The 22,321-nt window shown below is 66.0% G+C and carries 20 protein-coding genes and 1 tRNA gene; 7 read left to right on the top strand and 14 right to left on the bottom strand.

What is annotated here, in order from left to right:
* The first annotated feature begins 5 nt into the window (after positions 1 to 5).
* Entirely contained in the window at positions 6 to 578 is a 573-nt protein-coding gene (locus tag JLK41_RS01155; protein WP_037052729.1) for a xanthine phosphoribosyltransferase, read from the top strand.
* Here JLK41_RS01155 and JLK41_RS01150 read toward each other — a convergent pair.
* The 6 genes from JLK41_RS01150 to dadA all read right to left on the bottom strand — a co-directional run bounded on the left by JLK41_RS01150 (position 575) and on the right by dadA (position 7,043).
* Positions 575 to 2,728 carry an acetyl-CoA hydrolase/transferase C-terminal domain-containing protein gene (locus JLK41_RS01150; protein WP_210390172.1) on the bottom strand — a complete coding sequence of 718 codons (2,154 nt, stop codon included), beginning with the start codon at positions 2,726 to 2,728 and terminating at the stop codon, positions 575 to 577. The two genes, JLK41_RS01155 and JLK41_RS01150, sit on opposite strands and share 4 nt — an antisense overlap.
* Positions 2,729 to 2,854: 126 nt before the next feature.
* Positions 2,855 to 3,277 (bottom strand): c-type cytochrome, encoded by a 423-nt coding sequence (locus tag JLK41_RS01145; RefSeq protein ID WP_037052724.1) that lies wholly within the window; start codon positions 3,275 to 3,277, stop codon positions 2,855 to 2,857.
* A gap of 113 nt (positions 3,278 to 3,390) precedes the next feature.
* Positions 3,391 to 3,939 carry a cupin domain-containing protein gene (locus JLK41_RS01140; protein WP_037052720.1) on the bottom strand — a complete coding sequence of 183 codons (549 nt, stop codon included), beginning with the start codon at positions 3,937 to 3,939 and terminating at the stop codon, positions 3,391 to 3,393.
* A 159-nt stretch (positions 3,940 to 4,098) separates the two neighbouring features.
* Positions 4,099 to 5,172 (bottom strand): alanine racemase, encoded by a 1,074-nt coding sequence (gene alr, locus JLK41_RS01135; RefSeq protein WP_210390171.1) that lies wholly within the window; start codon positions 5,170 to 5,172, stop codon positions 4,099 to 4,101.
* 185 nt (positions 5,173 to 5,357) lie between these two features.
* A complete protein-coding gene (locus JLK41_RS01130; RefSeq protein ID WP_017361197.1) occupies positions 5,358 to 5,705 on the bottom strand; it encodes a RidA family protein in 348 nt (115 codons plus the stop codon).
* A gap of 39 nt (positions 5,706 to 5,744) precedes the next feature.
* Positions 5,745 to 7,043, bottom strand: coding sequence for a D-amino acid dehydrogenase (gene dadA, locus JLK41_RS01125; RefSeq protein ID WP_037052717.1), 1,299 nt, complete (start codon positions 7,041 to 7,043; stop codon positions 5,745 to 5,747).
* Between the two features lie 157 nt (positions 7,044 to 7,200).
* Here dadA and dadR point away from each other — a divergent pair, with 157 nt between their 5' ends.
* Complete coding sequence (gene dadR, locus JLK41_RS01120) at positions 7,201 to 7,689, top strand: transcriptional regulator DadR (RefSeq protein ID WP_037052716.1); 489 nt, start codon at positions 7,201 to 7,203, stop codon at positions 7,687 to 7,689.
* A gap of 57 nt (positions 7,690 to 7,746) precedes the next feature.
* Here dadR and JLK41_RS01115 read toward each other — a convergent pair whose 3' ends face one another.
* On the bottom strand, positions 7,747 to 8,346 hold the full coding sequence (locus JLK41_RS01115) for a LysE family translocator (protein WP_175254426.1): 600 nt from the start codon (positions 8,344 to 8,346) through the stop codon (positions 7,747 to 7,749).
* A 109-nt stretch (positions 8,347 to 8,455) separates the two neighbouring features.
* On the opposite strand from JLK41_RS01115, the gene gcvA reads away from it, so the two are divergent.
* On the top strand, positions 8,456 to 9,373 hold the full coding sequence (gene gcvA / locus JLK41_RS01110) for a transcriptional regulator GcvA (RefSeq protein ID WP_210390170.1): 918 nt from the start codon (positions 8,456 to 8,458) through the stop codon (positions 9,371 to 9,373).
* Positions 9,374 to 9,590: 217 nt separating this feature from the next.
* On the opposite strand, the gene JLK41_RS01105 is transcribed toward gcvA, so the two are convergent.
* Entirely contained in the window at positions 9,591 to 9,944 is a 354-nt protein-coding gene (locus tag JLK41_RS01105) for a YkgJ family cysteine cluster protein (RefSeq protein WP_037052710.1), read from the bottom strand.
* Positions 9,945 to 10,092: 148 nt separating this feature from the next.
* On the opposite strand from JLK41_RS01105, the gene JLK41_RS01100 reads away from it, so the two are divergent.
* Positions 10,093 to 11,406, top strand: a complete 1,314-nt coding sequence (locus JLK41_RS01100; RefSeq protein ID WP_175254428.1) for an NAD(P)/FAD-dependent oxidoreductase — start codon at positions 10,093 to 10,095, stop codon at positions 11,404 to 11,406.
* Positions 11,407 to 11,423: 17 nt separating this feature from the next.
* Here the strand turns inward: JLK41_RS01100 and JLK41_RS01095 are convergent, their stop codons facing one another.
* On the bottom strand, positions 11,424 to 11,648 hold the full coding sequence (locus tag JLK41_RS01095; protein ID WP_037052706.1) for a DUF1127 domain-containing protein: 225 nt from the start codon (positions 11,646 to 11,648) through the stop codon (positions 11,424 to 11,426).
* Positions 11,649 to 11,829: 181 nt separating this feature from the next.
* Between JLK41_RS01095 and JLK41_RS01090 the strand changes: the two genes are divergently transcribed.
* A complete protein-coding gene (locus tag JLK41_RS01090; protein WP_134677606.1) occupies positions 11,830 to 13,254 on the top strand; it encodes an aminotransferase-like domain-containing protein in 1,425 nt (474 codons plus the stop codon).
* A 63-nt stretch (positions 13,255 to 13,317) separates the two neighbouring features.
* Here the strand turns inward: JLK41_RS01090 and JLK41_RS01085 are convergent, their stop codons facing one another.
* Together JLK41_RS01085 and JLK41_RS01080 are read right to left on the bottom strand one after the other, a co-directional pair.
* Complete coding sequence (locus tag JLK41_RS01085; RefSeq protein ID WP_037052701.1) at positions 13,318 to 14,469, bottom strand: MFS transporter; 1,152 nt, start codon at positions 14,467 to 14,469, stop codon at positions 13,318 to 13,320.
* 253 nt (positions 14,470 to 14,722) lie between these two features.
* Positions 14,723 to 16,216, bottom strand: coding sequence for an aldehyde dehydrogenase (locus JLK41_RS01080; protein ID WP_037052700.1), 1,494 nt, complete (start codon positions 16,214 to 16,216; stop codon positions 14,723 to 14,725).
* Between the two features lie 255 nt (positions 16,217 to 16,471).
* Between JLK41_RS01080 and JLK41_RS01075 the strand changes: the two genes are divergently transcribed.
* The gene (locus JLK41_RS01075) at positions 16,472 to 16,831 is read left to right on the top strand and encodes a cupin domain-containing protein (protein WP_210390169.1); all 360 of its coding nucleotides are present in this window, start codon (positions 16,472 to 16,474) and stop codon (positions 16,829 to 16,831) included.
* 149 nt (positions 16,832 to 16,980) lie between these two features.
* Here JLK41_RS01075 and gabT read toward each other — a convergent pair whose 3' ends face one another.
* Positions 16,981 to 18,261: a 4-aminobutyrate--2-oxoglutarate transaminase gene (gene gabT / locus JLK41_RS01070; RefSeq protein WP_037052697.1), complete on the bottom strand. Its 1,281-nt coding sequence runs from the start codon at positions 18,259 to 18,261 to the stop codon at positions 16,981 to 16,983.
* Positions 18,262 to 18,449: 188 nt separating this feature from the next.
* Entirely contained in the window at positions 18,450 to 19,901 is a 1,452-nt protein-coding gene (gene gabD / locus JLK41_RS01065) for an NADP-dependent succinate-semialdehyde dehydrogenase (RefSeq protein WP_150607516.1), read from the bottom strand.
* Positions 19,902 to 20,240: 339 nt separating this feature from the next.
* Here gabD and JLK41_RS01060 point away from each other — a divergent pair.
* Positions 20,241 to 20,317, top strand: a tRNA-Arg gene (locus JLK41_RS01060).
* Between the two features lie 153 nt (positions 20,318 to 20,470).
* Here JLK41_RS01060 and JLK41_RS01055 read toward each other — a convergent pair.
* On the bottom strand, positions 20,471 to 22,054 hold the full coding sequence (locus tag JLK41_RS01055) for an aldehyde dehydrogenase (NADP(+)) (protein ID WP_210390168.1): 1,584 nt from the start codon (positions 22,052 to 22,054) through the stop codon (positions 20,471 to 20,473).
* Positions 22,055 to 22,321: the final 267 nt, after the last annotated feature.

Here is a 22,321-nt window from a genome sequence, read left to right as displayed (position 1 = left end):
ACCGCGTGGAAGCGCTGAAACAGAAGATTCGCGAAGAAGGCATCGTACTGTCGGAGCAGGTGCTCAAGGTCGATGCCTTTCTCAACCACCAGATCGACCCGCTGCTGATGAAGCAGGTCGGCCACGAGTTCGCCGAGCGCTTCAAGGGCCAGGGCATCACCAAGATCGTCACCATCGAGGCGTCGGGGATCGCCCCGGCGGTGATGGCCGGCCTGGAGCTGGGCATCCCGGTGATCTTCGCTCGCAAGTTCCAGTCGCTGACGCTCAAGGACGACCTGCTGATCTCCAAGGTGTTTTCCTTCACCAAGCAGACCGAGAGCACCATCGCCATTTCCGCACGCCACCTGACCGCGGCCGACAAGGTGCTGGTGATCGACGACTTTCTCGCCAACGGCCACGCCGCCAAGGCGCTGATCGACCTGATCCAGCAGGCCGGCGCCCAGGTCGCGGGCATCGGCATCGTCATCGAGAAATCCTTCCAGGAAGGCCGCAACCTGCTGCAGAGCGAAGGCTATCGCGTCGAGTCGCTGGCCCGCGTCGCCGCGCTGGAGAACGGCCAGGTGCGCTTCCTCGACTAGGTCGAACGCGGCCCGGCCTCGCCGGCGCCGCTCGCCTGCAGGCCCGCCAGCAGCAAACGCTGGTACAGTGCTTCACGCACGCCATCCGGCGCCTCCAGCCCCATGCGCCGCAGGTGCTCGGGGTAGGCCTCCGGCTCCGGCGCATCGAGCGTCGCCTTGCCCAGCTCCAGCACCTCGCTCAGGCGCAGTGTGCGCTTGAGCCAGTTCAGGGCGCGCAGCAGGTCCTGCTCCACGTCGCTGAAGTCGCTGCCCAGCGGGTATTCGGCGAACAGCGCGGCGTGCTGCTCGCGGAGCGCTTCCAGGCGCTCGGGCAGGTTGCGGGTGAAGCGCTCGTCCAGGCGAAAGTCCTCGGGCAGCTTGCCGGCCTGCTGCGCCTGCTCGATCAACTGCGGCTGGAAGCGTGAGTCGCTGATCTTCAGCAGTGCCTCGATCACCTGGGAGTCGGTCTTGCCGCGCAGGTCGGCGATGCCGTACTCGGTCACCACCATGTCGCGCAGGTGCCGGGGGATGGTGGCATGGCCATATTCCCAGACCAGATTGGAGCTGAGTTCGCCACCCGACTCGCGCCAGCTGCGCAGCAGCAGGATCGAGCGCGCGTCTTCCAGCGCATGTGCCTGGGCGACGAAGTTGTATTGCCCGCCCACGCCGCTGAGCACCCGGCCATCCTCCAGCTGGTCGGCCACGCCGGCACCCAGCAGGGTCATGGTGAACACCGTGTTGATGAAGCGCGCATCACGGCGCTGCAGGCGCTTCAGCGCCTCCTGACCATACAGCTCGTTGATGTAGCGAATGCCGGTCATGGCGAAGCGTTGCCGCCCGGCGTCGTCCAGCTCGCGCAGGCGCCGGTAGAAGCTGCCGGGGCCGAGAAAGAAGCCGCCATGCAGCACCACGCCGCCGCTGGCACGGCCCAGATAGGGTTGCAGGCAAGCGCGGGTGTGCGGATCGTCCAGGTCGGCCGCCACCCAGCTGCCGTCGGGCAGGTGCAGGCGCCCGGCCTGCCAACGCACCTCGCCCTGCAGCAGACCGCAAGCGAGCAGCCAGTCCAGATCGGCCGCGCCCAGCTGCGCCGGCAGCCCGCCAGCGAGCAGCGCCTGGACACTGTGCGGGCGGCCCTGCTCGTCCAGCGCGGCGTTGTCGGCGAGACGCTGCAGGCGCAGATCCGGGTAGACCGGACGCCTGAGCAGGCCGGCCTCGGCCAGCGCCAGCAGGCCGTTGACGAACATTTCGCTGCAGCCGTAGAGGCCCTGCTCGAGCGGTTCCAGGCCGCCGTTGGCGGCGATCTCCGCCGCCCACGTAGCACCGCCCAGCGCCTGCAGCAGTGCCCGATAGCCGGCGTTGTCATCCTGCCGCGCCATCAGCGCCGCCGTCAGGGCATCGCCCATCGAGCCGATGCCGATCTGCAGGGTGCCGCCATCGCGCACCAGGCTGCTGGCCAGCAGCCCGATGCAGTGATCCTGCAGCGATACCGGCATGTTCGGCGTGGAGAACAGCGTCGTGCGCTCGTCCTCGGCGACATGAATGTCGAAGGTGTCACGCGGCACCAGGGCGTCACCGCTCATGAACGGCAGGTCGACATGCACCTGGGCCACGCTGAGCACCGTCTCGCCAGCGGCGCGGCGCCGCTCCAGCAGCGGCAGCAGGTCGAGAGTCACGTCCGGGTTGCAGCTCAGGCTGAAGTGCTCGGGCTGCCCGGCGTCGGCGGCGACCAGCTGGGCGACCACGTTCAGCCCCTTGGCATTCAGGTCACGGGCGACGTGGCTGTAGTTGCTGCTGATGTAGTCCTGCTGCGCCGGCTCGCATTCGAGCAGGCTGCCCGGCTGGAAGAAGAACTGCTCGACCCTGACATTGGCGGGCAGGCTGCCGCCGTGCAGGTCGGCCAGGAACTCCAGCTCGGGATAGTCGCCGAAGACCCGCGCCACGAACGGCTCGAGGAAGCGCTGCTGCAACGCCTGCCCGGCACGCGGGCGCGCCAGACACAGTGCGGTGTAGATGGTCAGCTGGCGCTCGGGCATCTGCCGCACCCGCGCATAGAGTGCATTGACCCAGCGATTGGGCTTGCCCAGCCCCAGCGGCAGGCCGAGATGGATGGGGCCATCGATCGCGTTCAGTACACGGTCGACGGCTTGCTCGAGGGTACAGCTGTGCGGCATCTGGCGCTCCTCACGACATCCATGGCGAATGCAGCTTGGACTCTGTCGTCGCCGGCATGGTTGCATCGCGCCGGCAGAAACGAAAAAACCGCCCTGAAGGCGGTTTTTTCATGGAAGAAGCGAGTCTTACAGACCGGACATCTTCTGGATCGCAGCACGCAGCTCGTCGTCCGAGCAGTCGGCGCAGGTGCCCTTCGGCGGCATGGCGTTGATGCCGGAAATGGCCTTGGCCAGGATGCCGTCGAGACCACCCTGGTGGTCGGCCCGCTCTTTCCAGGCAGCGCTATCGCCGATCTTCGGCGCGCCCAGCACGCCGGTGCCATGGCAGGCATTGCAGTGCTTGGCGATGATGTCGTCAGCAGTGCGCGCACCACCGCCGGCGGAGGCCGCCACGGTTTCGACGCCCTTGCACTCTTCACCCATGATGCACACTTCGCCCACCGGCTTCAGGCGCTCGGCGATAGCTTCATCGGTCGTGGCCTGAGCAGTCACTGCCCACAGGGCCAATACGGCAGCCGGTACTGCCAGCATTTTCTTCATCAGATTCACGGTACACCCTCTTCGTGGCTAGTCACGCCCGCGGCCACGGTTTCGCGAGCGGGCGACAGTATAACGGCAAGCAGCCCAGGCCGAAACAACCCAGATTGTCGCAGTGTCGTCGATCAGAAGTTCGCCGGGGACGTGGCGCTGATCAGCCGTGCCGGCTGGTCGAACGGGTTGCGGAAGCGATGCGGCTTGCTGCTTTCGAAGTAATAGCTGTCACCGGCTTCGAGCACGAACACCTCGTTGCCGACGGTCAGTTCCAGCTTGCCCTCTACCAGCATGCCGGCCTCTTCACCCTCGTGGGCGTACATCTCGTCACCGGTGTCGGTGCCCGCCGGGTAGGTTTCGTCCAGGAAGGCGATGGCGCGGCCGGGGTGGGCCTTGCCGATCAGCTTCATGGTGATGGCGCCGCTGCAGATGTCGGTCAGCTCGGATGCCCGGTAGACCACCTGGGTCTGGTTCTCCTGCTCGAGGTCGAGCGAGAAGAACTCCACGAGCGACATGGGAATGCCGCCAAGCACCTTCTTCAGCGAACTGATGGAAGGGCTCACACTGTTCTTCTCGATCATCGAGATGGTGCTGTTGGTGACCCCCGCCCGCTTGGCGAGTTCACGCTGGGAAAGGCCTTTGAGCTTACGAATCGATTGCAGTCGAACGCCGACGTCCAATGCTGGAGTCCCCCCTTGGGTATGGTGCGAAAAAGTGTCCGTATCATGGCATAGCGTTCGGAATTTACAACACTTGCGTTCATCCTCGCCCACACCACTCATCCGCACTCGCCCCGAGGCCCATCCGCCAGCGCCTTGCTCGGGCGCGGCGCCTGCCGCTCAGCTCCCGCTGTAGAGCAGGGGAACCCGCCGCAGGTTGCAGAAGATCTGGTAGGGAATGCTGTCCGCCGCCAGCGCCACGTCGCTGGCCAGCACCTGCTTGCCCCACAGTTCGACGCGGCTGCCCAGGCCGGCCTGAGGCAGATCGGTGAGGTCCACGGTCAGCATGTCCATCGACACGCGCCCGATCAGGCGCGTCAGCTGGCCGTCCACCGCCACCGGCGTACCGCTCGGCGCATGGCGCGGGTAGCCGTCGGCATAGCCCATGGCGACCACACCGACGCGCGTCGGCCGCTCGGCGACGAAGCGCGCACCGTAGCCCACCGGTTCGCCGGCCGGCAGTTCGCGCACGCTGATGACCTTCGACTCCAGGGTCATCACCGGCTGCAACCGCGCCGCCTGCTCCTGGGCGTCCTCGAACGGCGTCGCGCCGTACAGCATGATGCCCGGACGCACCCAGTCGCTTGGCACCTGCGGCCAGCCGAGCACGGCCGGCGAGTTGCGCAGGCTGACTTCCGCCGCGAGACCTTCGCGGGCCTGCTGGAAGGTTGCCAGCTGCTCGGTCGTGCGCGGGCACGCCGGCTCGTCGGCACGGGCGAAGTGGCTCATCAGCACGATCTTGCTGACCTTGCCGCTGGCCAGCAGGCGACGGTAGGCGGCCTGGTACTCGGCCGGGTGCAGGCCGACACGGTGCATGCCGCTGTCGAGCTTGAGCCAGACGGTCAGCGGCTGGCTCAGGCGCGCCTGCTCGATGGCTTCGAGCTGCCATTGCGCGTGGACGACGCACCACAGCTGATGCTGATCGATCAGCGCCAGCTCGTCGGCCTCGAAGAAGCCTTCGAGCAGCAGGATCGGCGCACGCACGCCGGCTTCGCGCAGCACCAGCGCCTCCTCGATGCAGGCCACGGCAAAGCCGTCGGCCAGATCCCCCAGCGCTTCAGCGCAACGCACCGCGCCATGCCCGTAGGCATCGGCCTTGACCACGGCAAGGGCCTGGGCGCCACTCAACTCACGGGCCAGTTGGTAGTTGTGACGCAGGGCGTCGAGGTCGATCAGGGCACGGGCAGGGCGCATGGTTGCTTGTCTCTCAGTCGTTCGCCGAGGCGATAGGGGACGCGCAGCCCCGGCAATGCGAGGCGCGCATCGTCATTCAACGCGACCGGGAGCGTCGTTGCTCTCGCCGCGCCGGTCGCAAAAAAAACCCGGCAGGGGAGCCGGGTGAAAAGCCAACACAAATCGGGGTCCGCAGAGCGGCTGCCTCAGACGGCAGCCACCACGCACATTTCTACCAGCACTTCGGGCTTGTACATCTTCGCCTCGACGCAGGCGCGCGCCGGCGCGTGGCCGTCCGCGACCCAGGCGTCGTACTCGGCGTTGAGGCCGTCGTAGTCAGCCATGTCCTTGATGAAGATGGTCAGCGAGAGGATCTTGCTCTTGTCGCTGCCACCCTCGGCCAGCATCTTGTCGATGTTGGCCAGGGTCTGGCGGGTCTGCTCGCGGATGTCGCCATCGAAGTCGTCAGCCAGTTGGCCAGCGAGGTAGATGGTGCCGTTGTGGATCACCACTTCGCTGTAGCGTTTGGCCACGTGCAGGCGCTGGATCGACATAAGGGTAGAACTCCTTGGATTGCAAAAACGCAGAGGCTATCAGGTCCGCAGCGGCTGCGGCTCACCGTGCACTTCACGGGCCTTGCGCGAATAACGCGAGATATCCAGGCCGTCGGCGCTGATCTGCGGGCGCTTGTTGGCCATCAGGTCGGCGAGCAGGCGACCGGAGCCGCAGGCCATGGTCCAGCCCAGGGTGCCGTGCCCGGTGTTGAGGAACAGGTTGCGGTAGGCCGTGGCCCCGACGATGGGCGTGCCGTCCGGGGTCGCCGGGCGCAGGCCGGTCCAGAAGTCGGCACGCTGCAGGTCGCCGCCTTCCGGGTACAGATCGGCGGTGATCATCTCCAGGGTTTCACGGCGACGCGGGTTGAGCGACAGGTCAAAGCCGGCGATCTCGGCCATGCCGCCGACACGGATACGGTTGTCGAAACGGGTGATGGCGACCTTGTAGGTCTCGTCGAGAATGGTCGACTTCGGCGCCATGTCCGCGTTGACGATCGGCACGGTCAGCGAATAGCCCTTGAGCGGGTAGACCGGCGCACGCACGCCCAGCGGCTTGAGCAGCTGCGGGCTGTAGCTGCCGAGAGCCAGCACGTAGCGGTCGGCGGTTTCCAGCTTGCCGTCGATCCATACGCCGTTGATGCGGTCGCCCACGGCGTCCAGGCGCTGGATGTTCTGGCCGAAGCGGAACTCGACGCCGAGCGCCTTGGCCATGTCCGCCAGTTTGTTGGTGAACATCTGGCAGTCGCCGGTCTGGTCGTTGGGCAGGCGCAGGGCACCGGCCAGCTTGTGCTTGACGCCAGCCAGCGCCGGTTCGACGCGAGCGATGGCATCACGGTCGAGCAGTTCGTAAGGCACGCCGGAGGCTTCCAGCACGGCGATGTCCTTGGCGGCGGCATCGACCTGAGCCTGGGTGCGGAACAGCTGGGTGGTGCCGAACTGACGGCCTTCGTAGGCGATGCCGGTCTCGGCACGCAGCTCGTCGAGGCAGTCGCGGCTGTACTCGGACAGACGCACCATGCGCTCCTTGTTCACCGCATAGCGGCTGGCGGTGCAGTTGCGCAGCATCTGCGCCATCCACAGGTACTGGTCGACGTCGCCGGTGGCCTTGATCGCCAGCGGCGCGTGTTTCTGCAGCAGCCACTTGATGGCTTTCAGCGGTACGCCCGGGGCCGCCCAGGGCGAGGCATAGCCGGGAGACACCTGGCCAGCGTTGGCGAAGCTGGTCTCCAGCGCCGGGCCGTCCTGGCGATCGACCACTACCACCTCGAAGCCCTGACGGGCCAGGTAGTATGCACTGGCGGTACCAATCACACCGCTGCCGAGAACCAGAACACGCATGCTTTTCTCCCCGCCGCACCTTGAGATACGGACGTAACGGACCAGAGTTGTCGATGGGCGCAGTATAGGAAGAGCCGTGCAGTGCTTTTCACCATATACACAGCTATATTTGGCGAGAATTCTTGGCAAAAAGCCGTTTTACAGAGGCGGATTCCCCATGAGAACCCAGCATCAAAGCCGTCGTGAACTGGACAAGATCGACCGCAACATCCTGCGCATCCTGCAGGAGGATGGGCGCATCAGTTTCACCGAACTGGGCGAGCGCGTGGGGCTGTCGACCACCCCCTGCACCGAGCGCGTACGCCGCCTGGAGCGCGAAGGCATCATCATGGGCTACCACGCCCGCCTCAACCCGCAGAACCTCAAGGCCAGCCTGCTGGTGTTCGTCGAGATCAGCCTGGATTACAAGTCCGGCGACACCTTCGAGGAGTTCCGCCGCGCGGTGCTCAAGCTGCCGCACGTGCTGGAGTGCCACCTGGTTTCCGGCGACTTCGACTACCTGGTGAAGGCACGCATCAACGAGATGGCCAGCTACCGCAAGCTGCTCGGCGACATCCTGCTCAAGTTGCCGCACGTGCGCGAATCGAAGAGCTATATCGTCATGGAAGAGGTGAAAGAGTCGCTGCAACTGCCCGTACCGGAATAGCACTGCGGGACAGGGCCCCGCAGGCGACGGGAGCGACGCTGAACGGCCAGGCGTCGCTCAGACCCAGAGCATATGCACCGCCACCGCGACCATCAGGCCGCCGAAGACCCGCCCCTGTATCCTTAATGCCTGGTCCGAGGTGAAGCGCCCCAGAATCAGTTGCCCACCGTAGATCCACGGGAAGTGGCAGACGATGCCCACCAGCAGAAAGGCGCCCGTCAGCAGCAGCACCTGAGGCGCCAGTGCCCGATCCGGCTGCAGGAACTGGGCGAACATGACCGCCACCATCGAGTGGATCTTGACGTTCAGCAGCACGGCGACGATGCCGCTGACCAGCCCCATGCGCTCCACCGTCTGGGGCTTGGCGCCAGGTGCTGCGGAACGGAAGAAGCCCCAGGCCAGATACAGCACGTAGGCCGCCCCCGCCCACAGCATCAGCGTATGGCTCTGCGGGTATTCCAGCAGCAGGGCTCCGAAACCCAGGCCGTAGAGCAGGCACAGCAGCACATTGCCGATCTCGAACCCCAGCCAGAACAGCCCGGTACCCCGCACCCCGAAACGAGCACCGGACAGGGCCAGCACCGTGTTCCCCGGCCCCGGACTGATGACCATCGGTACCGCAAACCCGAGAAACACCGCAACCAGCTCAAGTGCCATGACACCCTCTCATTTATCGAACGATTTCAGAGAGTTAACCGGCGTTTTCAGCGGTGGGGAAATGATCTAATCTCGGGCATTGGATAAATACAGCTAATGGAAGAGGCTCATGCGCCGTCTGCCGCCGCTGGGAGCAGTCCGCGCGTTCGAAGCTGCCGCCCGCCACCTGCATTTCACCCGTGCCGCCGATGAACTGGCGGTGACCCAGGCCGCCATCAGCCATCAGGTACGCCTGCTGGAGGAATGGTTGGGCCAACCCCTGTTCGAACGGCGAGGCCGGGTGCTGGCCCTGACTCCTACAGGGGCCGCCTACCTGAACGACCTGACGCCGGCGCTGGACCGTATCGCCGCTGCCAGCGCCACGGCCCGGCGCCCAGCCAATGGCCCGGTGCGGATGAGCGTACTGCCGTCGCTGGCCTCACGCTGGCTGATGCCACACCTTCCCGCGCTCCAGGCCGCCCACCCGGAGATCGACCTGCAACTGACCACCACCGCCGAGCTGTGGGATGGCAAGGACACCCGTTTCGACCTCGGTTTGAGGTCAGGCCCCGGCGGTTGGCCCGGTCTGAACAGTGCCTTGCTGGCCACGGAAACCCTGAGCCCGGTGTGCAACCCGGCCCAGCGGCAGGCCCTGCCAACGCCCTGCACCCCCGCCGACCTGCTGGGTCATCGCCTGCTGCACGACACCCCGAAAGGAAACTGGAGCCGCTGGTTCAGCGCTGCCGGTCACCCTGACCTGGCGGTGCCCGCCGGATTGAACCTGAGCGATTCCGCCCTCGCCCTCCAGGCTGCCGCCGACGGACAGGGCATCGCACTGGGGCGCCTGTTTCTGGCGGCGGGCGACTTGCGCGCCGGGCGTCTGCTAATGCCCTGCCCGCAGCTGCGGATTCCCAACGACTACGCCTACTGGCTGGTCTGGCCAGCGCGCCATGACGCGAACCCGGCCATCACCGCGGTGAGGGAGTGGATATGTGCCACTGCGCAGGTGGAACGCGCAGCGCTGGAACAGGTTCTGGCCGAGCATTAACTGCCGGCGACGCGCAGCGCAGCGTACGCCAGGGACCTGGCCTGGCGGGCCAGACTTTGTACGAGAAGTGCCTGCACTCGCTGATGCTGCGTTGAAACGCGCTCAGAATGCTCGTTCACAGCACGCAGACCGCGCTTCCTCGGGCGATTGCGCGGGGCCGCCATCGCGATTGCCTGACTTTAGCTCGACGACTTTTCGCCCCGAGCCCACGTGCTCCCTACAGCAGTCGCTGCCGCGTGCTGGCGATCAGGCGGTGTACCTGCTGCTCCATGACCGGCTCGATGGGCTGCTCGGGGGCACGTCCATGCGGGCACGGCAGGTTCGGCGTGGTGCCGAACAGACGGCAGATCAGCGGGCGCTGGTCATACACTTCACAGCCATTGGGCCCCAGGTGTACGCAGTTGTACTCGGCCAGCGCCGCCTCATGTTCGGCATCGCTCTTCACCGGCAGGCGCGCCAGCTCCTGCGACGATGCGGTGACCGGCCCGCAGCAGTCGTGACAGCCCGGCACGCAGTCGAAGCGCGGAATCTGTCGGCGCAGGTAGTCTATCTTGCGGTCAGTGCAGCTCATGCCTGGGCATCCGGGGAACGAAGGGCACAGTCTACAGCGCCCGGCCCGCCGATAAATCCTGCTTTTTTCCGCTTGCCTCTTGGCGTCGGGCGGATCACGCGCTTATCCTGCGTTAAATTTTCCACACACCAAAATCAGGATTTCGCACATGAACGCCCGCGTTCAACAGCCCGTCCACAGCCCACAGCATGCCGCTTCCTACTACGCCGCCAGCGTCAATCGCCAGCAGGCCTACCCGCCCCTGGGCGGTGAGCTGCAGGTGGATGTGTGCATCGTCGGCGGCGGCTTCAGCGGCCTGAACACCGCCATCGAGCTGGCCCAGAAAGGCCTGTCGGTGGCACTGCTGGAGGCACGCAGGATCGGCTGGGGCGCCAGCGGGCGCAACGGCGGGCAACTGATTCGCGGCGTGGGCCATGACGTCGAGCAGTTCGAGTCGGTGGTGGGCAAGGAAGGCGTGCGCCAGTTCAAGCTGATGGGCCTGGAGGCGGTGGAGATCGTGCGCGAGCGTGTCGAGCGCTTCCAGATCGACTGCGACCTGACCTGGGGCTACTGCGACCTGGCCAACAAGCCGGCCCATCTCGACGGCTTCGCCGAGGACAAGGCCGAGCTGGAAAGCCTAGGCTACCGCCACGAGCTGCGCCTGGTCGCGCCGGAGCGCATCCATGAGGTGGTCGGCTCCCGCAACTACCACGGCGCCATGATCGACATGGGTTCAGGCCACCTGCACCCGCTCAACCTGGCGCTCGGCGAAGCCGCCGCGGCGCAGTCGCTGGGCGTGCAGCTGTTCGAGGAGTCGCCGGTCACCCGCATCGACTATGGCAACGAGGTGCGCGTGCACACCGCGCAGGGCCAGGTCCGCGCACGCTTCCTGGTGCTGGCCTGCAACGCCTACATCAACGGACTCAACCCGAGCCTCAGCGGCAAGGTGCTGCCGGCCGGCAGCTACATCATCGCCACCGAGCAACTGTCCGAGGAACAGGCCCGTGAGCTGATTCCGCAGAACATGGCGCTGTGCGACCAGCGCGTGACCGTGGACTACTACCGGCTCTCGGCCGACCGCCGCCTGCTGTTCGGTGGCGCCTGCCACTACTCCGGACGCGACCCGGCGGACATCGCCGGCTACATGCGGCCGAAGATGCTCAAGGTGTTCCCGCAACTGGCCAACGTGCGCATCGACTATCAGTGGGGCGGCATGATCGGCATCGGTGCCAATCGCCTGCCGCAGGTCGGTCGCCTCAAGGATCAGCCCAACGTGTTCCATGCCCAGGCCTATGCCGGTCACGGCGTCAACGCCACGCACCTGGCCGGCAAGCTGCTCGCCGAAGCCATCGCCGGCCAGGCCAGCCAGGGCTTCGACCTGTTCGCCCAGGTACCGCACATGACCTTCCCGGGCGGCAAGCATCTGCGCTCGCCACTCCTGGCCCTGGGCATGGCCTGGCACCGCCTGAAAGAGCTGCTGTAAGCACAGCGGCGGTCGGGCTACAGCTTCCAGAACGGCAGGCAGACCTCGCGCTCGGCCTGCGCGCGAGTGAGGCCGATGTCGCGCAGTTGCTGGTCGTTGAGCTTGCGCAGCATGCCGCGGGTGTTCAGACGACGCCAGAAGGCCGGCCAGTTGCGCCCGAAGTAGCGGGTCGCGCGCGGCTCGGCCGCACTGCGAACGGGCCCGCTCGCTGCTGCGAGGTCTGTCTTGCTGAAACTGGTCATCGTCATGCTCCCGTTGCCTTCTGTCATGGGAGATCAGGATGCCGCTGTCAGAAAATACATGACAGATTCAAAAAACTCTTATTAACTCCATACAGATTCCGCTCGATTCCGGCTGAATTGGATTTTCTGCGTGAATCTGTACTGGTCAAACCACACAGTCTGAGTTTTCCGGGTAACTGTCATGACGCTGTACATGAACCTGGCCCAACTGCTGGGCACACGCATCGAGCAGGGCCTCTACCGCCCCGGTGACCGCCTGCCCTCGGTGCGCAGCCTGAGCCAGGAACACGGCGTCAGCCTCAGCACGGTGCAGCAGGCCTACCGCCACCTGGAAGACATGGGCCTGGCCGCGCCACGGCCGAAGTCCGGCTATTTCGTGCCGCTGGAACGCCAGGTGCCGGCGCTGCCACAGATCATCCGGGCGGCGCAGCGGCCGGTGGAGGTTTCGCAGTGGGACCACGTGCTGGAGCTGATCAGCAGCTCTCCGCAGCACGACATCCTGCAGCTCGGTCGCGGCCGGCCCGACATCAGCAGCCCGACACTGAAACCGCTGCTGCGCAACCTGTCCCGCCAGGCCCGTCGCCAGGACCCGGACATCCTCACCTACGGCGGCATACGCGGTGACAACCGCCTGCGTGAGCAGGTCGCCCGGCTGATGCTCGACTCCGGCTGCCAGGTGGCGGCGGAGGACCTGGTGATCACCACCGGCTGCCATGAAGCGCTCTCGGCGGCGGTGCGCGCCATCTGCCAGCCCGGCGATATCGTCGCCGTCGACTCGCCGAGCTTCCACGGCGTGATGCAGGCCCTCAAGGGCTTCGGCATGAAGGCGCTGGAGCTGCCCACCGACCCGCTGACCGGGATCAACCTGGAAGCTCTGGAAATGGCGCTCGAGCAGTGGCCGATCAAGGCCATCCAGCTCACGCCGAACTGCAACAACCCGCTCGGCTACATCATGCCCGAGGCCAACAAGCGCGCCCTGGTCGCCCTGGCGCAACGCTTCGACGTGGCCATCATCGAGGACGATGTCTACGCCGACCTCGCTTACAGTTACCCGCGCCCGCGCAGCATCAAGTCCTACGACGAGGACGGCCGCGTGCTGTTCTGCAGTTCCTTCTCCAAGACCCTGGCACCCGGCCTGCGGGTCGGCTGGATCGCCCCGGGACGCTACCTGGAGCAGGTGGTGCACATGAAGTACCTGGGCACCGGCAGCACCGCCCAGCTGCCGCAGGTGGCCGTCGCCGAGTACCTGCGTGACGGCCACTACGAGCCCCACCTGCGGCGCATGCGCGCGCAGTATTTGCGCAGCCGCGACCTGATGGTGGATTGGGTCAGCCGCTACTTCCCGGCCGGCACGCGGGTCAGCCGCCCCCAGGGCAGCTTCATGCTCTGGGTGGAGATGCCGCAGGGCTTCGACAGCCAGAAGCTCAACCGCGCCCTGCTGCCGCACAAGATCCAGATCGCGCCGGGCAGCATCTTTTCCGCAGCCGGCAAGTACCGCAACTGCATCCGCCTGAACTACGCCGAACCACCCAGCGAGGCCATCGAGGCGGCGGTGCGGCAGATCGGCGCGACCATCAGCGAGTTGCTGAGCGAACTGAGCGACTGAGCCTTGGCCTGCAAAGGCCGGCGTGCGCCCGTTGCGTCTGCGTGCCCTGCTGCTGGCTGCGCGCTAGGAGTGCCCTTCGGCCGGCGCGGCCGACAAGCCCTCGTCGCGCCAGGCCAGGACGACGAAGACGGCTGCGCCGGTCGCCATCAGCAAGGGCAAGGCATGGCCACTGATCCACTGGCTGACCGCGCCGGTGGTCAGCGGCCCGATCAGGCAGCCGATGCCCCACAGCTGCGCGACATGGGCGTTGGCCCGTACCAGTTCGTCATCACGGTAGCGCTCGCCGATCAGGATCAGCGACAGGGTGAACAGGCCGCCGGCGCTGGCGCCGAACGCCACCAGCAACGGCCAGATCAGCGCGGTATGCAGCAGGGCCGGAATCGCCAGGCTGGACACCAGCAGCACCAGGCCGCAGCAGCGGAACAGCAACTGCCGCGAAATGCGATCGGCCAGCCAGCCGATCGGCAGCTGCAGCACCGCGTCACCGACCACCACCACGCTGACCATGAACAGGGCCACTTCCTGGGTGAAGCCCTGGCGCAGGCCGTAGACCGGCAGCAGGGTCAGCATCATCGCCTCGAACGCGGCGAACAGCATCACCGCCCAGGCAATCGCCGGCATCTTCCGGCAGAACACCGCCAGGCCGCGCCCCGAGGCGCTGTGTGCATCCACTCGCGGCGCCCCGCTGCGGCCCAGCAGGATCAGCGAGCCGCCGATGAGCAGGCCGACGCCGGTCCAGAAGCCGCTATCGGTATCCGTGCCCAGGGCCGTGAGCAGCAGCGGGCCGCTGAGCTGGCTGAGGGCATAGCCGGTGCCATACAGGGCCACCAGGCGCCCGCGCCACTTCTCCACGGCGAGCTGGTTGATCCAGCTCTCGCCCAGGATGAACACCACGGTCAGCGCCACGCCGATGAACAGGCGCAGCGCCACCCATACCGCGTAGCTCTGCACCAGCGCCAGCAGGGCCACCGACAGCGCACCGAGCAGCAGGCACGCCTGCATCAGTGCGGTGGTGCCGAAGCGCGCGGCCAGGCGCCCGGCCAGCGAAGCACCGAGCAGAACGCCGACCGCCGGTGTCGCGGCCATCACGCCGATGGCGAAGGAATCGTAGCCCCAGCTCTCCAGGCGCAGCGAGACCAGAGGCATGGTCACGCCCAGTGCCAGGCCGATGCTGATGACCGCCGAACAGACGGCGAAATAGGTGCCCCAACGCATGACTCACTTCCTTGGTTGCCGAGCCGTTGCAAAGACAACGGCCGGACTCCGCAGGGAGCCCGGCCGCAGGTTTCAGAGCGCGGTCGCCGGCCGTCTCGCTGAACGCCCGGCCCTCTCCCCCTTGCCCATGAATGGAAGAGGGGATCCGATCACCGGGTCACGGAGTGAGCAGTGATCACAGCGCATCGCCGAACGCAGGCAGCGCCTGCCGACCATCTTCCGGGTCAACGCCGGAGAAGACGCCTCGCTGGCCTTACAGCTTGATCCAGGTCGCTTTCAGTTCGGTGTACTTGTCGAACGCATGCAGCGACTTGTCACGGCCGTTGCCGGACTGCTTGAAGCCACCGAACGGTGCGGTCATGTCACCGCCATCGTACTGGTTGATCCACACGCTACCGGCACGCAGCGCCTTGCCGACCAGGTGGGCACGCGACAGGTTGCTGGTCCATACCGCTGCGGCCAGGCCGTAGATGGTGTCGTTGGCGATGGCCACCGCCTCTTCCTGGGTATCGAAACCGATCACCGACAGCACCGGGCCGAAGATTTCTTCCTTGGCGATGCGCATGGCGTTGCTCACGCCGTCGAAGATGGTCGGCTCGACGTAGGTACCGCCGGTCTCTTCCATCACCCGGCTACCGCCAGCCACCAGCTTGGCGCCGTCCTCGTGGCCGGCCTGGATGTAGGCCAGCACGTTGTTCATCTGCGTGGTGTCGACCAGCGCACCGACATTGGTGGCCGGGTCCAGCGGGTTACCCGGTTTCCAGGCCTTGATGGCCTCGACCACCATGGGCACGAACTTGTCCTTGATGGCGTTCTCCACCAGCAGACGCGAACCGGCGGTGCATACCTCGCCCTGGTTGAAGGCGATGGCGCTGGCAGCGGACTCGGCAGCGGCCTGCAGGTCCGGCGCGTCGGCGAAGACGATGTTCGGGCTCTTGCCGCCGGCTTCCAGCCAGACGCGCTTCATGTTCGACTCACCGGCGTAGATCATCAGTTGCTTGGCGATCTTGGTCGAGCCGGTGAACACCAGGGTGTCGACATCCATGTGCAGGGCCAGCGCCTTGCCAACGGTGTGGCCGAAGCCCGGCAGCACGTTGAACACACCGGCCGGGATACCGGCCTCGATGGCCAGCTGGGCGATGCGGATACCGGTCAGCGGCGACTTTTCGGAGGGTTTGAGGATGATCGAGTTGCCGGTCGACAGCGCCGGGCCGAGCTTCCAGCAGGTCATCAGCAGCGGGAAGTTCCACGGCACGATGGCCGCGACCACACCGACCGGCTCGCGCGTCACCAGGCCCAGCTCGTCATGCGCGGTGGCGGCGACTTCGTCGTAGATCTTGTCGATGGCCTCGCCGCTCCAGCGGATGGCATTGGCCGCACTGCTCACGTCGATGTTCAGCGAATCGCTGATCGGCTTGCCCATGTCGAGGGTTTCCAGCAGCGCCAGCTCCTCGCCATGCGCCTCGATCAGTTCGGCGAAGCGGATCATCACCTTCTTGCGCTTGGCCGGCGCCAGGCGCGACCAGACGCCGGAGTCGAAGGTGGCGCGGGCGTTCTTGACCGCCACCTCGGCGTCGGCCTGGTCACAGCTGGCCACCAGGCCGAGCAGGCGGCCATCGACCGGGCTGATGCACTCGAAGGTGGCACCCGACTCCGCATCGCGGTACTCGCCCTGCACGAACGCGCGGGTTTCGATGGTCAGGTTCTGGGCACGCTGTTCCCAGTCGGCACGAGTCAGGCTAGTCATTCCGGCATCCTCATAAGGTGGAAGTGGCGCCTTGTTCAGGCGCGCACTGTCAATAATTCTGCAAGGCCAGTTCGCTGGCCAAATCCTGTTCGCCACACTAAACCACTGGGCTGGGGCTTTTCAATATTTTTGACAAAGTCGTGCAAAAAGCCTTGTCATGTTCGTTTTATTAAACATAGACTGCCGCCACGCTACTCCCGTCGCGGCCCCTCCAGGCCGTGCGCTCGTCGCCACCGATCACCATGGATACGCCAGATGAACATCGAGCAGATCGTCGACTTCGCCCAGGCCAACACCACCCCCGAACACTATCGTCCAGCCCAGGAGAAAGTGCTCAAGGGTGACCCCGAGCAGAGCGTGCGCAACCACTACAGCAGCCCCTGCGGCCAGTTCAGCACCGGCATCTGGGAAGGCGCTGTCGGCCAGTGGACGGTGAGCTACACCGAGCACGAGTACTGCGAGATCCTCCAGGGCGTTTCCGTACTGCGTGATGCCGATGGCAACGCCAAGACCGTGCGCGCCGGCGACCGCTTCGTGATTCCTGCCGGCTTCTCCGGCACCTGGGAAGTCCTGGAAACCTGCCGCAAGGTCTATGTGATCTTCGAGCCCAGTTAAGCGCCCCGGTTCCTGTTGCTTGTCACCCTTTGGCCCGCCTTGTGCGGGCCTTTTTCTGCCCGCCGTACCGGCAAAAAAAGACCCGCACAAGGCGGGTCTCAGGGGCGCCCGGCCTGGCGAGCCGCGGGCGCAGGTATGACAGACGCGGCTCAGGCCAGCTCGTCGAAGCACTCGGCGACGATGGCGATGCCCTTTTCCAGCTGCGCGTCAGGGATGGTGACGGGCATCAGGAAGCGGATGACGTTGTAGTAGGTGCCGCAGGACAGCAGGATCAGGCCCTTCTCGCGTGCACGGGCGACGATCTTGCCGACCAGCTCGGCCGCCGGCTTGTCGTGGTCACCGCCTTCGAACAGCTCGATGGCGACCATCGAACCGAGGCCACGTACGTCACCGATCACCTTGTGCTTGGCGGCGATGGCATTGAGGCCGGCCTTGAGCATCTCGCCCACGGCGTTGGAACGCTGCAGCAGGTTCTCTTCGTCGAAGACCTTGAGCACGGCCAGGGCCGCAGCGCAGGCGATGGGGCTGCCGGCGTAGGTGCCGCCCAGGCCGCCGGGGGCGATCTTGTCCATGATCTCGGCCTTGCCGCACACGCCGGAGATCGGGAAACCGCCGCCAACGGACTTGGCGAAAGTGGTCAGGTCCGGGATCACGCCCAGTTGTTCGGTGGCGAAGAAGGTGCCGGTACGGCCTGCACCGGTCTGCACTTCGTCAGCGATCAGGAGGATGCCGTGCTGGTCGCACAGGGCACGCAGGCGCTGCATGAACGGCTTGGAGTTGACGTAGAAACCACCCTCGCCCTGGACCGGCTCGATGATGATCGCGGCAATGTCCTGCGGCTGCGCGTCGTTCTTGAAGATGCGCTCGATGCTGGCGATGGACTCGTCCTCGCTCACGCCATGCAGCGGGCACGGCGCCTGGGCGCGGTACACACCGGCGGGCATCAGGCCCATGCCGGCGGAGTACGGTACCACCTTGCCGGTCAGCGACAGGGTCATCATGGTGCGGCCGTGGTAGGCGCCGGTGAAGGCGATCACACCGGCGCGGCCGGTGGCGGCACGGGCGATCTTGACCGCGTTCTCGACGGCTTCGGAGCCGGAGGTGACCAGCAGGGTCTTCTTGGCGAAGTCGCCCGGCACACGCTTGGCGATCTCTTCGCACAGCTCGATGTAGGGCTCGTACGCCAGCACCTGGAAGCAGGTGTGGCTCAGCTTGCCCAGCTGCTCCTGAACGGCGGCGATCACCTTCGGATGCAGGTGGCCGGTGTTCAGCACGGCGATACCGCCGGCGAAGTCGATGTATTCGCGACCCTCGACGTCCCATACGGTGGCGTTCTCGGCGCGCTCGGCGACGATCGGGTGGATCTGGCCGACACCGCGCGGTACGGCGGCTTGGCGGCGTTGCAACAGGGATTCGTTAGTCTTGCTCATGGTGTCCTCATGGCCGTCATCGGGCGGCTCGGTGAAAGGATGAATGCCCCCGGCGGGTGGTCGGCGCAGCATACGATGATCGACTGCGCCGGGCCGGCGGGGACGCAACAGGTTCTACTCGGTACAACCGGGGGCGCCGCGCGCTCTTTCGCACCTTGCCCCCATCTGGAAACCATCAGGTTTCCGAATCAGATGCCGCCCAGGCACATGTACTTGATCTCGAGGTAATCCTCGATCCCGTACTTGGAACCCTCGCGGCCCAGGCCGGACGCCTTCACGCCGCCGAACGGCGCGACTTCGTTGGAGATCAGGCCGGTGTTGATCCCCACCATGCCGTACTCCAGCGCCTCGGCGACGCGGAACACGCGGCCCAGGTCACGGGCGTAGAAATACGAGGCCAGGCCGAATTCGGTGTCGTTGGCCATGGCGATCACTTCGGCGTCGTCCTTGAAGCGGAACAGCGGCGCCAGCGGGCCGAAGGTCTCTTCCTTGGCCACGGCGGCGTTCTTCGGCACGTCGACCAGGATGGTCGGCTCGAAGAAGGTGCCACCGAGGGCATGCGGCTTGCCACCGAGGGCCAGCTTGGCGCCCTTGGCCAGCGCGTCCTCGATGTGCTCCTGGACCTTGGCTACCGCTTTCTCGTCGATCAGCGGGCCGGTGGTGGTGCCATCTTCCAGGCCGTTGCCGATCTTCAGCTTGGCCACGGCGGCCTTGAGCTTGTCGGCAAAGGCGTCATACACGCCATCCTGCACGTAGATGCGGTTGGCGCACACGCAGGTCTGGCCGTTGTTGCGGTACTTGGAGATCAGCGCGCCTTCCACGGCGGCATCCAGGTCGGCGTCGTCGAAGACGATGAACGGCGCGTTGCCGCCCAGCTCCAGCGATACCTTCTTGATGTCCTGGGCGCATTCGGCCATCAGCTGGCGACCGATTTCGGTCGAACCGGTGAAGGACAGTTTGCGCACGATCGGGTTGCCGGTCAGTTCGCCACCCACTTCACCGGCGCTGCCGGTGACCACGCTCAGCACGCCTTGCGGAATACCGGCGCGCTCGGCCAGCTCGACCAGGGCCAGGGCGGAGAACGGCGTCTGCGACGCCGGCTTGATGACCATGGTGCAACCGGCGGCCAGCGCCGGGCCGGCCTTGCGGGTGATCATCGCGGCCGGGAAGTTCCACGGGGTGATGGCGGCGGTGACGCCGATCGGCTGCTTGATCACGATCAGGCGCTTGTCCGGCTGGTGGCCCGGAATCACGTCACCGTAGACGCGCTTGGCTTCCTCGGCGAACCACTCGATGAAGGAGGCGGCGTAGGCGATCTCGCCCTTGGCCTCGGTCAGCGGCTTGCCCTGCTCCAGGGTCATCAGGCGACCGAGGTCGTCCTGGTTCTCCATCAGCAACTCGAACCAGCGACGCAACTTGCCCGCACGTTCTTTGGCGGTCAGCGCGCGCCAGGCCGGCAGCGCCTTCTCGGCGGCCTCGATGGCACGACGGGTTTCCGCGCGGCCCATCTTCGGTACGTGACCGATGATCTCGCCGGTCGCCGGGTTGTTCACGGCGATGGTCTGGCCGCTGTCGGCATCCAGCCACTGGCCATCGATATAGGCCTGCTGGCGGAACAGTTGGGCGTCTTGCAGTTGCATGGCAGTCTCCTTCAGATGCCGACGCCAGGCGTCGGGGGTGGAGTCATTGAGCAGGGTCCACGCAACGTACAGCGCTACGTGGGCCAGGTAATGGATTCAGAGTGGCGGATTGGCGAAGGGTTCGAAATAGCTGAACACTGCGTTTGAAATCTCAAACGAATCCTAGGATCGGCACGGGTAAAGGGCAATACCCGGAGGGGCTAAATCGACGAAAGAATGACAAAAAACTTGTGACAGGGGCCCTCGGCAGGGCAAAAAGTGTAAAGCTCGTTTGAAATAACGAACACTCATGCACAATGGACGCTAACCGCCGACATGCGTATGATTGCGCCCCGCAACGCATCCGTAGCTCAGCTGGATAGAGTACTGCCCTCCGAAGGCAGGGGTCGTGGGTTCGAATCCCGCCGGATGCGCCAGATAATGAAAAGCCCCAGGTGAAAACCTGGGGCTTTTTCGTTTCCGCCCTGCGCGGCCAGGAGCCTCTCCGGGCATCGCTACACAGGGGCTTGGCCGGCGCAATGAAGAATGCCGCACCCAAGGGTGCGGCATTGTTCGTTACAGCGCTCGAATCAGCTCAGCGCGTCGCGGCTGTGCACGCCGTCGACCAGGCGCTGGATACCCAGCGGGTTGGCGTTCTGCAGGGCCTCTGGCAGGACATCGTCCGGGTAGTTCTGGTAGCACACCGGACGCAGAAAGCGGTGGATGGCCAGGGTGCCGACGGACGTGCCACGGGCGTCGGAGGTCGCCGGGTACGGGCCGCCATGGACCATGGCATCACAGACTTCCACGCCGGTCGGGTAGCCGTTGAGCAGCACGCGGCCGGCTTTGACTTCCAGCAGCGGCAGCAGGTCGCGGAAGGCGTCGAGGTCGTCGCGTTCGGCAATCAGGGTCGCGGTCAGCTGGCCGTGCATGCTCTGCAGGGCGCGGGTCAGCTCGGCGCTGTCGGCGACTTCGACGACGATGGTGGTCGGGCCGAAGACTTCTTCCTGCAGCAGGTGGTCACCTTCCAGCAGCATGCTGACGTCGGCCTTGAACAGTTGCGGCTGGGCCTGGTTGCCGGCCTGCTCGTTGCCTGCCAGGCGGCTGACCCGGGCATGCCCGCTGAGCTGCGCCACACCGTTGGCATAGCTGCGCAGGGTGCCGGCGTTGAGCATGGTCTGCGCCGGTTGTGCGCCGATGGCATCGGCCAGCCCGGCGACGAACTCGCTGAACTCGGCACTGCGAATGCCGATGACCAGGCCCGGGTTGGTGCAGAACTGACCGCAACCCAGGACCACGGAGCCGGCCAGTTCCTTGGCCACGGTGGAGCCGCGCGCCTTCAGTGCACCCGGCAGGACGATCACCGGGTTGACGCTGGACATCTCGGCGAACACTGGGATCGGCTGCGGACGGGCAGCGGCCATGTCGCACAGAGCACGACCGCCTTTCAGCGAACCGGTGAAGCCTACGGCCTGGATGGCCGGGTGCTTGACCAGGATCTCGCCGACGCCACCGCCGAAGATCATGTTGAACACGCCCTTGGGCATGCCGGTTTTCTCGGCGGCGCGGATCAGCGCATCAGCCACGCACTCGGCGGTCGCCATGTGGCCGCTGTGCGCCTTGAACACCACCGGGCAGCCGGCCGCCAGGGCCGACGCGGTATCGCCACCGGCGGTGGAGAAGGCAAGCGGGAAGTTGCTGGCACCGAAGACCGCGACCGGGCCGACGCCGATCTGGTACTGGCGCAGGTCAGGACGCGGCAGCGGCTGGCGCTCCGGCAGGGCGCGGTCGATGCGTGCACCGTAGAAGTCGCCGCGACGCAGGACCTTGGCGAACAGGCGCATCTGGCCGCTTGTACGGCCTCGCTCGCCCTGGATGCGGGCAGCCGGCAGCGCCGTCTCGCGGCTGACCAGCGCGACGAAGTCGTCGCCGAGGGCGTCGATCTCGTCGGCGATGGCCTCGAGGAACTCGGCGCGGCGCACGGCCGACAGGTTGCGATAGAGCGGATAGGCGGCGGCAGCGGCCTGGGCAGCGGCGTCGACTTCTTCCGGCGTGGCCTGGATGAAGGTGTAGGGCAGCGCTTCACCGCTGCTGGCGTCGAGGCTCTTGTGCTCCACGGTGCCCGCAGCACGGCGCTCACCGCCGATGTAATTGTGGCCAGTCAGACTCAGCATGGCGTTCTCCTGTCAGATGATGGCGAACGGGGCGCCATCGGGACACTGTATGAGCCCGGCGGCAATGCCGGGATTCGCAACCGTCTGCACAGTTGTAGGACGTATGATAAGTGATGACTTAGGTATTTGTCCTCCCCCGGCAGTCTCGCGGCTTTCCTGCAGGCGATCGGGCACGGCAGCCTGCCCAGTGGCGGCGGTGAGGTCCGAAATATGGAGGAACGTCGCTGCAGCGCGGCAGCGAAGGGCGCGCCGGCCCTCTGGCGGGCC

The sequence above is a fragment of the Ectopseudomonas khazarica genome, assembly GCF_017915135.1.
In the GTDB taxonomy this organism is placed as follows: Bacteria; Pseudomonadota; Gammaproteobacteria; order Pseudomonadales; family Pseudomonadaceae; genus Aquipseudomonas; species Aquipseudomonas khazarica.
The sequence above is the reverse complement of the archived record's forward strand: the minus strand, read 5'-3'. Positions and strand labels throughout refer to the sequence as shown.